The 12,929-nt window shown below is 40.7% G+C and carries 9 protein-coding genes; 5 read left to right on the top strand and 4 right to left on the bottom strand.

Translation table 11 applies throughout. From position 1 onward, the window contains the following. Positions 1 to 5 precede the first annotated feature (5 nt). On the bottom strand, positions 6 to 1,985 hold the full coding sequence (locus tag PCIT_RS02115) for a hypothetical protein (protein WP_010361571.1): 1,980 nt from the start codon (positions 1,983 to 1,985) through the stop codon (positions 6 to 8). A gap of 21 nt (positions 1,986 to 2,006) precedes the next feature. Next, on the bottom strand, positions 2,007 to 4,232 hold the full coding sequence (locus tag PCIT_RS02110) for a CapA family protein (protein WP_010361572.1): 2,226 nt from the start codon (positions 4,230 to 4,232) through the stop codon (positions 2,007 to 2,009). A gap of 283 nt (positions 4,233 to 4,515) precedes the next feature. Here PCIT_RS02110 and tyrR point away from each other — a divergent pair, with 283 nt between their 5' ends. Then, positions 4,516 to 6,072 carry a transcriptional regulator TyrR gene (gene tyrR, locus PCIT_RS02105; RefSeq protein ID WP_010361573.1) on the top strand — a complete coding sequence of 519 codons (1,557 nt, stop codon included), beginning with the start codon at positions 4,516 to 4,518 and terminating at the stop codon, positions 6,070 to 6,072. Positions 6,073 to 6,098: 26 nt separating this feature from the next. Here tyrR and PCIT_RS02100 read toward each other — a convergent pair whose 3' ends face one another. Beyond that, on the bottom strand, positions 6,099 to 6,587 hold the full coding sequence (locus PCIT_RS02100) for a hypothetical protein (protein ID WP_010361574.1): 489 nt from the start codon (positions 6,585 to 6,587) through the stop codon (positions 6,099 to 6,101). Between the two features lie 133 nt (positions 6,588 to 6,720). On the opposite strand from PCIT_RS02100, the gene PCIT_RS02095 reads away from it, so the two are divergent. Next, a complete protein-coding gene (locus PCIT_RS02095; protein WP_010361576.1) occupies positions 6,721 to 7,257 on the top strand; it encodes a thioesterase family protein in 537 nt (178 codons plus the stop codon). 52 nt (positions 7,258 to 7,309) lie between these two features. Here PCIT_RS02095 and PCIT_RS02090 read toward each other — a convergent pair whose 3' ends face one another. After that, a complete protein-coding gene (locus PCIT_RS02090) occupies positions 7,310 to 7,960 on the bottom strand; it encodes an OmpW/AlkL family protein (protein ID WP_010361577.1) in 651 nt (216 codons plus the stop codon). A 307-nt stretch (positions 7,961 to 8,267) separates the two neighbouring features. Here PCIT_RS02090 and dapE point away from each other — a divergent pair, with 307 nt between their 5' ends. From dapE to PCIT_RS02075, 3 genes are all read left to right on the top strand, one after another. Continuing rightward, positions 8,268 to 9,452 (top strand): succinyl-diaminopimelate desuccinylase, encoded by a 1,185-nt coding sequence (gene dapE / locus PCIT_RS02085; RefSeq protein ID WP_010361578.1) that lies wholly within the window; start codon positions 8,268 to 8,270, stop codon positions 9,450 to 9,452. Between the two features lie 173 nt (positions 9,453 to 9,625). Beyond that, positions 9,626 to 10,072 carry an Hsp20 family protein gene (locus tag PCIT_RS02080; protein ID WP_010361579.1) on the top strand — a complete coding sequence of 149 codons (447 nt, stop codon included), beginning with the start codon at positions 9,626 to 9,628 and terminating at the stop codon, positions 10,070 to 10,072. A 305-nt stretch (positions 10,073 to 10,377) separates the two neighbouring features. After that, on the top strand, positions 10,378 to 12,927 hold the full coding sequence (locus tag PCIT_RS02075; RefSeq protein ID WP_084622686.1) for an intermembrane phospholipid transport YdbH family protein: 2,550 nt from the start codon (positions 10,378 to 10,380) through the stop codon (positions 12,925 to 12,927). Positions 12,928 to 12,929 lie beyond the last annotated feature (2 nt).

The following is a 12,929-nucleotide window of genomic DNA, read 5'->3' as shown; positions in this document are numbered from 1 at the left end:
CTCCATTAATCAGATACCCATTCGGACTGTTTTTGTATTTCTTGTTGTTGGGTCAAGGTAGATAATTGTGACAGTAATAGGCTTGGGTCATCTAAATGCGCCACCAAGTCTGAGATATTAATAAACTCAAATAAAATACCGCCTACTTCAAACGGGTCGCCAGCACTGTTTTTTATTTCTGATGCGCCTATAGTGCGTACTGCTAGAATGTAGACTTGTTCGCCAAATAAAACAGGCTGATAAAGTTCGCCTTTATGTAATGTTAAGTAGCGCAGCTTTCCTTTAGCTACATCATGATCTAATTGACCAATTTTTGATAGCAGGTCTAGCGCTGTCATATCAAAAATGACTAAGCCTTGCTGGCGAGCAAGGGCCTCAAGTGCTTGATTTGTTTGAATCACTTGGCCAAATAAATTGAATAAAATGGTAGCGGAGCCGACTTGATTAAAAACATGTTCGAGAGTTGTAAGCTTTTGCTCCATTTCGTTGATAGAAAGCTTTATTTTTTGGCTCAACGGCTTTTCTAAGTTTAAGGTCAGAGTACGCGTTAACACGTTATTGCTGGCACTATCTTGATCGCTAAATATTCGGTAGTGGAATAACAATTCACCAATTTGATTGGCAAATCGGTTCACATTTTTTAAAAATGCGGCTTCATTAAAGTGTTCATTGGTACTGACTGTCATGGCCCAAAACCCTCGAATATCACCTGCATACATCAGGGGTACCATATACTGTGTTTCTGTTTCAGTTATATTGTCGAAGAAAGGGCGGGTAATACATACGGCACCAAATTGTTTAATAGCATCTGAGTAGGGCGCACGTTCATAATCGCGGCGCATTTCATGAATATTGGATAATTGGCAATTTATCGCACGGATTTCATACAAACGATGATCACCTTCTTGTCGGGCTAAAAAAATACTTCTATCTAAGTCGAGCTGTTGTTTTACTAATTCGATGATGGCATCCCAAGGGTTGCTTTGTTCAACAAACGATTTTGGCAAATAGCGACCTAACATACGTTGATGTATGTTGTTAATTATTCTTTGTAAGTCATCTTCTTCGACCCACTTTTTAGCAAAAAACATCCACGCCAGCGTCATTATTGTATAGGTGATCAATTGTCCTACAGGTATTAATATATACGCATAACGTAATGACAAGTACGCAATTGTTAACCAAATTATATTCAAGGTACTCGCAATGGCTAGGTCGGTGTTGATGCCAAACTTTTGATAAAGTACCAAAAGTACTAGCATAACCCCCAATTGAATAGCGAGTGACGGCCAGCCATCAAAGATAGTGACTAAGGTATTTTGCTCAAGGCTATGTGCAACATAGGCATGTAAATATACAGGGTTTTGAAAACGGCTGAGTTTCGGCGCTTTTAATGGCACCCCATAGCCATGAGAATACTGGGTAAGAAATACAATTTTGTTTTCAATTTGCGAGTGTAATATGTCGCCCGTGAGTAATCGAGAACTATTAAATTTTGGTAACGCATGGGGTTGTAATGAGAAGTTAACGAGGGCTTTGTCTGGTAACGTCTTTGAGGAGAATATGGTATGCCAAATATTATTACAGTCTTTTGCACTAAGATTATCAAAGATAATGTTATAGCCAACCCAACTGCCAACTGGCGGTAAGCATTGCTTGGTCTGTTTGTGTGGATATAAGGCGCCATCACTCTCATTACTGGCACTGTTTAAAATGGTATTTGAGAAAACAATAATCGCTTTTGGTGAGTGGTTGCGAATGCTCTCTATTAACGCGTTGTGCTCGCTGTGTAAATTAGCACTTTCAATGACGACAATATTGGTTTTTTGTTCGGATTGTACAACGTTTAAAAAGTGATAAATGGGCGCATTTAACTTTTCTAAAGTCCCACTCAACTCTAGGGTAAGCATGCAGGCAACCAAGCTAAGCATAAGCCAGAATGTTTTTTGACGCCGGATGATAAAGTATTGTTGTTTTATCGACATACTACTTCTCGCTCTTAATGCTTAAAATCTGCGAAAAGACAGTGTTAAGGTAATAGGCTCTTCCGTGTTTATACGCAGAAAGTCTAAGCCATGCATTTTGCTATTTGACCACTGCAACTGTGTTAATGTGAGGGGTTTTTGCCATGAAATAAGGGCTACTTCATCTAAATTTAGCGTCGCTTCTCCTGTGTTAGGGGGGGCATGTGTCAATGCCAAATTAACGCCTCTAGCAGGTAAGTTTTCAGGACCTAATACTTGGTTATCATCAGGTAATTCAAAATGATGTGTAAAAGGTGTCCAGTCGTAACTTGCCGCTTCAAACAAAGGGATGCGACTTGATGAAAATTCAAAGCCATCTTCTGCGGTCGTGATGGCAATTTCGGCATTAACAGTGCCCGCATTATCTCCTTTGGCATAGCCAAAGAGTGTTAACTCGTGATAAGCGTCAGCGACACTTTCTGCAGGCGTGACGGGCATGGTTCGGATTGTTTGCCTAAATGGTAACTTCAATGGCGTATTGTCAAATTGCGTTCTAGTAAGGCACATACCTTGCTGGTGGCGGTACGCACCGGTAATGCAGGGCATGGCATCATCATCGTCATGGTTCCAACGAAGTGTTTCTCCGAAGTCATCATCGTTATCCCAATCTTCAAAGTCACCAAAAACCATGATATCTCTGCCAAGTGTAAATTGTGCTGTGGTTGCTGTGCTACTTGTTATCTGTGCTAAAAATGCGTCGCTGGGAGCGTAGTTTCGTAAATCGACGACATTTAGGCCTGCTGGAAGTGAGATCGTTTTTGTTATGCTAATAGGTGCAACCTCTGAGCCTTGAAACGTGACCTGTGCATAGCCATATTTTGGTTTTACTGTGACATTATCATCGGAAAATTCAGCCAGTCTCCTTGATAAGTAATGACTTAAAAAACCGCTCACTAAACGAGGTTGATAATCTTCAATATAAATAGGGTAAGCTTTCGCGTATTGGATTTTATCTGCCGCACTCGTGTCAATATTGACAGAGACTGCGACGCCTAACAAAGTTTCTAATCGGTTTTGATCAAAGATTAAATTACCTAACCCTAAAATAGCGGGTGTTGAACCATATACTCCAAACCCTTGTGCAACATGCGGGTGATGTGCAATCGCGAGATCCGCGGCACGACGAGAGGCAAATTCGAAACGATTTGTGATATATCGAGTGGGCGAAAATGAGTATTCATCACCGCCATGCATTTGCACAATTGCAAAATCATGGTTTGCAGCAGCTTCGGTCAGGGCGTCGTTTAATTGTGCATCATTAGTTAAATCCGCAGCCCCGCCTTTATCTAATTCTGCAATGTAGTTAATCGGATTGGCATTACCTGTAATAGAGGTTGCAGAGACTAAACCTAAACTGATGCCATTTACTTGCGTACTCAACGGTTGGTATGCTTGTGCAGCATTGTTACCCGCACCACTATGCAGAAACCCGGCTTCGTTCACGTATTTTAATGTATCGGTCAATCCAGGTGCTAAATAGTCATAAACATGGTTATTACCCAGCGCGACATAGTCTACCCCAATATCCTTCAAGCTTTCTAATGTCGCTGGAAGTGAAAAAAATGAGAACTCTTTAGTCGGGTGAACGCTAGTTGGGTTAGACAATACTGGCGACTCTAAATTGACAGAACTAAAATCAGCGATGCGAAACAGCGGTTTTATATATTGTGCAATGGCGGTCGAACTGCTTGCTGCTGATGTTTCATTAATAAGCGCATCACTGGCATTGGGCACATTGTTAGTCATGGTGGTTAAATTGGGGTCCATAAACCGGCGGCCAAACATGGTGTCGCCACCAAACATTAAGGTTGCTTGTTGTGATGATTGGTTGGTGAGTTCGATTGTACGCTGTTCTGAATCTTCTATAATTCGATAAATGGCAGTCGATGGTGTGTAACCAACGGCTTCAGCAACCACCGTATAATTGCCCTGTTTGAGATCTGCGAACACGGCATTTCCATTGCTATTAGTAGTGACCCTTTTACCAGATACTTCAATATTGGTGTTTACAATGGGGTTATTAGTTGAGTCGACTACACGTATTGTGAGATTAGCTGTTGTTTGGGCTTGTTGATCTTGCTGCTGTTGTTCTTGCTGCTGCTGCTCTGTTGGCGGTGTTTCATAGGCATCTTCGACTGAGCAGGCTATAAGGCCAGTCAAGCAAAGCACCAAAACGACATTAAATAACCATACTTTTATTCTATGCATGTAACCTCGGACCTAAAAATAAAACATTATTAATACATAAATCCATCCTTTTGTATTGTAATTTAATTATTACTTTAACAACAGATGTAATAAACAATTATTATTAATGCGACGGTAAGTGAATAGGATTACGCACAAAAGTCGGGGCAAAAATTACTAATTACGTCAATAACATTTATCAGTATAGACCGAGTTGTGCAAAATAGTTTACATTTTTCTAGTCCAGTGACTATTCTTAGAGTATGATCGCGCTAAATTGATAACACCCCCCTTTGAGGAACGAATGCGTCTTGAAATTCATTGTGCAGACCGGATAGGTATCGCTCAGGAAATACTCAATATATTAGTCAATTACCATGTTGATTTGAAAGGTATTGAAGTGGATTCTGTTAATTGCAGAATGTACGTTAGTTTTCCACCGATTGAATTTGAACAGTTTCAAAAAATCATGCCTGAAATTCGCTTGATCGATGGAGTAGAAGATGTCCGAACAACGGCTTTTTTACCCTCTGAGCGTGAACACAATGAGTTGAATACATTATTGAGCGCACTGCCCGATGGCGTAATTTCAATAGATGCAAAAGGGTGGGTGAGGCATTGCAATGATGCTGCCAGTAAAGACCTTAATTTACCTGATGCGGAGATTATTGGTGAGAATATCAATAATTTGCTCAAAGGGTTTAATTTTACGCGCTGGCTGGAAGGTAAAGAAGTGCTCGGTCAAACCACGCGAGTGGAAGTCGGTGGTGAAGACTTTATTGCTGACATATTACCTATTGCTGTGCCTCAAGGGCCTGAAGGTGATGTACTTGCAGGTGCGGTGATAAATATCAAATCACAAAGCCGTTTAGGGCAGCAAGTAAGTGCGTTTAGGCGGTATGGGCAAGAGAGCTTTGCAACAATTCATAATCACAGCACAGCTATGCGCCGTGTGGTACGTGAAGCGAGAAAAATGGCGCAGCTTGAAGCGCCTATATTAATTACTGGGGAGACGGGCACCGGTAAAGAACTCCTTGCCAGAGCATGTCACTATGCTTCAAATCGTTCACTTAAACCGTTTATAGCGCTATCTTGTGCTTCATTACCTGATGATGTAGCTGAATCTGAGCTGTTTGGTTACGCAGGTTATGAGGACAACGCAGCACCAAAACGCGGCGTGTTGGAACAAGCTGACGGTGGCACTGTATTCCTTGATGAGGTTGGCGAAATGTCGCGCCAATTACAAACGAAGTTACTACGCTTTTTACAAGACGGCACCTTTAGAAAGGTGGGCGATGAAAACGAAGTTAAAGTGAATGTACGCATTGTAGCAGCCACGCAAAAAGACTTACCAGCGATGGTACAAGAGGGCAGCTTTCGGGAAGACTTATACTATCGGATCAATGTACTGACTTTAGAAATTGCGCCATTACGCGATAGAAAAGCTGATGTTGGGCCATTAGCTGAGCACTTTATCCAAAAATACGCGCAACAAAATGGCCAAGTTGCTCCATCTCTAGACGGTGATTGTTTGGAGTTTTTAGAGCAGTATCCGTGGCCTGGTAATATCCGGCAGTTAGAAAACTCAATTTATCGCGCTGTGTCACTGCTAGACGACAAGCAATTGCGTGTTGAGCATATGCAATTACCCACATTTACCCATGACTTGGGGTATTTAGAGTCTGATTTCGAAGGCTCATTAGAGCAGGCTGTGAAACGCTTTGAAGCAACATTATTACGTAAGTTATATCCAGCGTACCCAAGTTCACGTCAATTGGCTAAGCGTTTAGGATTAAGCCATACTGCGGTCGCAAATAAGCTGCGAGAATATGGCATTAACAGAAAGACAGTGAAAGTGTAATTAACTTAAATTATTCAATGAAGGTGTTATTTTGTACCCATGTTTTTTATAACACCTTCAAGTTTTATATATTTAATATCTGCGTTATCAAACACAACATCAATACTGATATTGTTGCGTTCAAAAAAATACTCAATGCCATTGAGATTCAGAACGTAGCTGCCTTTAACGCTTTTCCCAAAGTCACCTTTTTTAAGGGAGAGCTTGTTGTTACCTAGTTGCCAATCAAACTCTTGAATAAAGCCTTGATAAAACTCTTGGATCCAAACACTGCTTTCATCTTTATTTAAAGTAATAGCGATTGAATATGACTCGGGCACCTCTGACATAGCGTATTTTTTTGGGCCAATACGAAATTTTTTTTCTGCCTTTTCCCACCCAAACCCAAAGTAAAATCCATCAGACATACCTGTTGGGAAACGTAATTCGCCGGGACCTTTAAAGTCAAAATCGGCATAACTTAAAGGCGAAACGGTTAGTAACACAGCTGCCAATAAGCGCGTCAATTTTTGCATGTTTTTCCCTATGATCAGATTGTTAGATTATCTAATTAAGGTTAGTAGAGTGTCTTATAGGGATCAAGTAATACTTGTTAGTGCAACAGTCTATGCTAGAATTGCCCCTACTTTTTATTGGTAAGACCACTTTATGAACCTCTACTTTCGTTTGTTGTTACTCCTTTGGCGTATTAGAAAAAACAACCACACTCAGTCTGTGCTCAAGCCGGTAGATATAGATTTTAAGGTGATGCCGAGTGATTGTGATATTAATTTACACCTCACCAACTCGAGATACCTCGCGTTTATGGACTTAGCGCGCACATGGATGACTGAGAAAATGGGCTTGTTTAGTGAAGTCATGAAGCGTCGTTGGTTTCCGATTGTGAATGCAACTGCGATCACCTACATACGTGACATTAAGCCTTTCCAAAAATTTACTGTAACGACTCAGTTAGTTGGTTGGGATCATAAATATTTTTATATCGAACAGAAGTTTCATTCAGATAGGGGTTTGCATGCCATTGCGTTTGTTCGCGGTGTATTTCGTCATAAGAAAGGCATTATATCGATTGAAGAAATGTTAGAAGTGGCAGGCTATGAAGGTGACACCCCGACTATGCCGGCAGAGATTGTGCATTGGAAAGCGATGTTAGAAGAAAAGAAAAATAAGAATTTAGCAAAATAAAAGGCCACATAAGTGACCTTGCGATTGAGAAAAGTACTGTAAAAAATCTAGATTAGAAAACGTATTTCACACCGAACATAGCTACCACCGGGTCGATTTCAACATCGGATGTTAGAGCCTTTTGACCGTTGGCATAAACGGTGGCATCGGTGTCGATATCCATTTTAGATAGCATGGCGTGAAGGCCCCACTTATCGTTTAATTGGTAGTTAAACCCCGCTTGCACTGCTAAGCCAAAAGAGTTGTCGAGATCAACTTTTACATCGTCTGTTCCTAAGGTTGCTTTAAGTGCTGCGGTAGGCTCTTCATCGAAAAACACGGTATAATTCAAACCTATACCAACGAAAGGTCTAAATTTAGCACCAGCATCGAGGAAGTGATACTGTGCTAATAGTGTCGGTGGTAAATGCTTAACTTTCGCTATTTCAGCGCCTTGAAGCCCACCAGCACCATCTACGGTATGTGAAAATGGGGTTGCTGCGATTAATTCAAATACGATGTTGTCAGAGTATTGATAGTCAAACGTGATACCGAGTTGAGTATCTGAGTCGGCAACCAAACCAAGGCTTGTCTTTTGGTCTATGGCAGAGGCCGTGCTGGTTGGGTTTACATTTATAGCACCTACGTTCACGCTGAGCTTTGCTTGGGCAAATGGGGCTGCAACTAACAGCGTTGATAGTAATACTGCGCTAAGTTTTTTCATCTTCATCTCCTGAACGTCTGCAAGGTAATTTGCTTTATTGGGCTTATCATAGGGCTGAATTATTTTATAAAACTGTTCTAGATCAATTTTTAGAACGCAAACTTTCAGAAAATTTTGAAAGTTTGATTTAGATTAAGTTTTTGAAGGTATTACCGAGTGATGTGCACTAGGTGGATGCCACTCAAAGCAGGCTCTGGTGTTTATTCTTCATATGTATTTGTCATAGTTGTGCCGTAAAAAGGCCATGAAATTGCAATAAATCAAGGTTGTAATAGGGCCTGTATTTAGTCTTCGGCGATTAACAACTATGGCTCAGCAAAATGCGCTACAAAGTTCAAAAGAACGGTGTGTTGTAGAAACATTACAATCATTGATTCAAGCTCCTTCAATCACCCCGTCAGATGCCGGTCTATTAGACGCGATAGCCAATGAATTAGCACAGCTAGGTTTTGATATTCACTTTTTACCCGAACAATGTGGGGTGAAAAATGTTATTGCAAAGTACCGTTTTGGCCCTGGGCCAACGATGGCTTTTGCAGGTCATGTCGATGTGGTTCCTGCGGATCCGAAAGGATGGATTGTTGACCCGTTCAGTGCGGATATCATTGATGGCTGTGTTTATGGCCGTGGTGCTGCTGATATGAAAGGGGGCATTGCTGCGATGCTCAGTGCGACAAAAAGCTTGTGCCAACAAGAAAAAAAAGCCACAGGCACCTTTTATTGGCTGATCACATCTGATGAAGAAGGCGAAGCGGAGCATGGTTCTAAACGTATCGCGGCGTACTTAAGCGAGCAGAATATTCGATTAGATGGCTGCTTGGTTGGCGAGCCAACTTCAGATGTATCAGTCGGGGATACCATAAAGAATGGGCGACGTGGGGCACTATCTGCTCGCATTTCAGTGCGTGGCAAAGCAGGGCATGTTGCTTACCCTGAAAACACCACAAATGCAGCACATTTAGCGGGTGAAATAGTCGCTGCATTGGCCAATATGACTTGGTGGAAAGACGAAGCTGGGTCAAAAACACATTTGCAAGTAACGGGGATCTCTGTGCCCAACATTGTTGATAATTTGGTGCCAAGTGACTGCGAAATTACTTTTAATGTGCGTTATAGCCATGCATATAACTCATGCCAAGTACAAGATTTAGTGCAGTCGTTTTTGAGTAAGTGGGGAAAGTATATTGATATCGCTTGGGAGCGGCCTTGTGAGCCTTATTATACTGGTGAAAAAGCAACACAGTGCTTTTTATCATTAGTAAAAGGGGCGGTTGCCAATGCAACATCTCAATACCCCGCATTAAGCACGTCAGGAGGGACCTCCGATGGCCGATTCTTTTCGTGTGGTAACACTCAAGTCGTTGAGTGTGGTGTGCGAAACTATTCTATTCATCAGGTTAATGAGCACGTATCAGTAGCTGATCTAGAGAAAATCGAAGAAATATATAGTAATGTTTTACAAGACTTTTTTGTGGCTAATACAGAACTTTAAAAATGTTTTTACACTTTTTGCTTGAAAAAATGGTAAGCGACCATAGATAGAATTATGAGGGCGGCTCAAGTAGGGCTCTTATTTAACTTAATGATTTTTATGTTTTTATTTTGTTGTTTTTGGTTCTTTATGAAGAAAAACACCATTTATCGCTTAATTTAGAGGATAGCATTATGCGTACAGTAGATTTATCACCACTTTATCGTTCATTCATCGGTTTTGATCATTTAGCATCTTTGATGGATGCCGCGGCGCGTACCGATAAGCAGCCGAGTTTTCCGCCTTATAATATAGAGGCATTGGATCAAGATAAATACCAAATTACCATGGCTGTTGCTGGTTTTGCAGAGCAAGAGCTAAGCATTGAGTCAGAAAACAATACACTGAAAGTGTCGGGCGTTAAAGTTGATAAGGCCGGGCAATCAGAAAGAAGATTTATTCATCAAGGCATTGCTGAGCGTAACTTTGAGCGCAAGTTTCAGTTAGGTGATCATGTTAAAGTGATCTCAGCACAATTAGATAATGGTTTATTGGTTATTGATTTAGAAAGAGAGATCCCAGAGGCGTTAAAGCCGCAAAAAATTGCCATTGGCAAAGGGAAACTACTCGAAGACAAGTAAACTTTTCAATAACGTTTTATTAGTACATATTTCTCCCAAGCTTGTACCTTAAGTAATGTTAGCCAGTGTGATCTTTACACTGGCATTTTTTTAATATATGACACCAACTCATCGCGGGAATAGTGAATTAGCTGTGCTCATAAAGCCCATTAATAGCACTTAATTGTGTATGAGGTCTGTTAGGCCTTTTATGCAGTTTTATGCCTCTACTACAACTTATTACACAATCGCGAAATACTTCGCTATTAAATTATCGTAAGATATAGATTCAATTGAGCTAAGTATTGGGTCCAGATAATTTGGATATGAGAATAAAGCACAGGCATGTTTGGGTAGGGTTGATTTTACTCATGCTTGCATATGTGTATGGATACAAAAATGTTTTAGTGCGCACAGCCGTCAATCACTTTGTATTGCCACCAGCTTTTTCTATGAGTTGCTTATCTTGGTCGTTTAAAGCACTTAATAAAATTGAAATTACACAGCTGTGTATTGAAAGCGATGAACTTTCAGTTACCGTGAATGACGCAATAGCGTCGTTTAGCCATGTCAGCGTAGCGCAGTTAGATATTAAGCATCGATACTCCGATAACCCACAGAGTGAATTTCAAGCTCACCCGTTGAAAATTCCCTTAATGGACAATAGACCAATCGTCCATATTGAGAGAATCACTGTAACAAGCGATAGGTTACCCAAACCAGTGTTGCTGAGTTTACATGAAAAAGACTTGAATGAATTTATGGTGGCAGGTGATATTCAAGCGCAAGTCACATTAACAAATCAGACTGTTTCCAGCTCAATTGAGTTTAAAAGCCCACTGCTTCAGCGATATTCCGCTCCATACTTTAAAGGGTTGGAAGGTAAGTTACTGCTTACTTATAATGGTTTAACAACACAAGTTAACGCAGATGTAACAGCGAACAGTACGTTTGTTAAGCCTCAATGTAGAATAAATAGTAAAGTCGCTGGTAAATTTTCTGCGGATATTGATTTGCAAGTGCCTCAAGCTTTAATTGACTTGAGTAAAGTGCGCTCGGAGATAATACTTGATGGGTGCAAAAGTATCGTTCCAGACTCGTATATGGACTATGTACAAAGTACTTTTGGTAAGCCATACACGATAAAGTTGCCAAATAAACTATTGGTCACACCGTCCACAATTAATGTGCCAAAAATGATAGCAACTAACGCTGACTCAGATGAGGTAACTATTCGTGATCTTGATGTGCAATTGGCAAACATGCAAGTGCGTTTTGGTGGTCGCTGGCATCATACATCCGATTTATTTGGCCAGTTAACCAATGATGTAACGGTAAAAGTGCAAGGAGGACAGTTTACATCTGAACATCAGATTAGATTCCAAGCTGCGCAAATCGCACTAAGTAGTACGAAGTTTGCTGGCAATACACTGAATGCTCAATTGCTGGTCGCAGGTGATCTGGCTTTTGACAGCGTCAATATTTCAGGCAATGGTGAAGCACTTAGTAACATGATTAATCACACTGACGTTCAACTTGATACTGTAAATGTGGCGTTTGATGTGGCAGGTTCATACTCCGGTATATATCAGCTTAAGGCTAACCTTGCCTTAAATAGTGATGTGATCAGTGCTGACGATAAACAGCTCGAAGATTTGGCTATTGAAACAGAGCTAACGATTGATTCATTGCAGCAACTTGATGTAATTGTGCGGTCATCAATTGCGAAATTAGATGTACCGGCTGGCCAAGTAAGGGTGATCAAACAGCAGTTAGTCATGCATTCAGAATTTGATATTAATGAGGCCAAAAGCGGTGATCTTTCTATTGAAGTAAATGCTGAAACCAACATGGGGTCTTTTTGGCTTGCAGGTGTTAAAGCGGACGATATCAATATACATACCCATGGTCACTTTAACCGTACTTTGTCGTTAGAGCATATAGTTGAATATGCTGATTTATCGGTATTATTAGAGCACCAATTATTATCACAGGGTCATCCATTTACGATAACCATTGCAGATCAACCGATCATGGGCTTACAACCTATAGTCGAGAACATTTTGCCTAAGCTACAGCTCTCTGCGGGCATAATGAATGCGAAAGCCAGTGGTGATCTGCAGGCGCAAGACGCGAGCTTTAGCGCTAAGCTGAAAGGTGCTTCTGTGTTGTATGATAGTCATTATGGTGAAAACATTAACACAACACTTTCAGGTGAGATCAATTCAGGTGTGATTAACATAGCAAAATCTAAACTAACGATAGAGCAAGTTCGTTCAGGAGCTGTTTTGTCTAACCTCAGCGCTGATTATATGCTTAATGCGCAGCAAGCAATACTGAGTAATATCAAAGCGAATGTATTTAATGGTCAGGTGTATTTACCACAATTTGCATTGTTTTCAGAGCAGCAAGATTTGGATGTGTCTTTGTCTAATTTAGATTTAGGTATGTTGGCAGAAGCCGGCCGGGATGCGGGTATTGATTTGTCAGGTAAGATATCGGGAAAGCTTCCAATATCGTTAAATAATGGTGCTGTCAGTATTCAAAATGGCCAATTATACAATGTTGATATTGGTCAATTGTTAGTTCAGAATAATGCGTCTGTCGACGCATTAAAAGCACAGCAACCTAGCTTGGAAACCGTGATTGGGCTACTTGATAATTTAACGGTTAATAAGTTAATGAGTGATGTCAATTTGACCCCAGATGGGTGGCTTACTTTGGGGGTTAAAATAACCGGTGAAAATGAAGCGCAAGCGCAGCCTGTTAATTTTAATTATACCCATTCTGAAAATATATTTACCTTGTTTCGGGCATTGCGATTAAGTGATGAGATAACACAACGAGTAGAACAAGCACTAACTAAATCGGAGTAAAT

This window comes from Pseudoalteromonas citrea (assembly GCF_000238375.3).
In the GTDB taxonomy this organism is placed as follows: Bacteria; Pseudomonadota; Gammaproteobacteria; order Enterobacterales; family Alteromonadaceae; genus Pseudoalteromonas; species Pseudoalteromonas citrea.
Note: the sequence above shows the minus strand (reverse complement) of the source record. Positions and strands in the feature narration are given on the sequence as shown.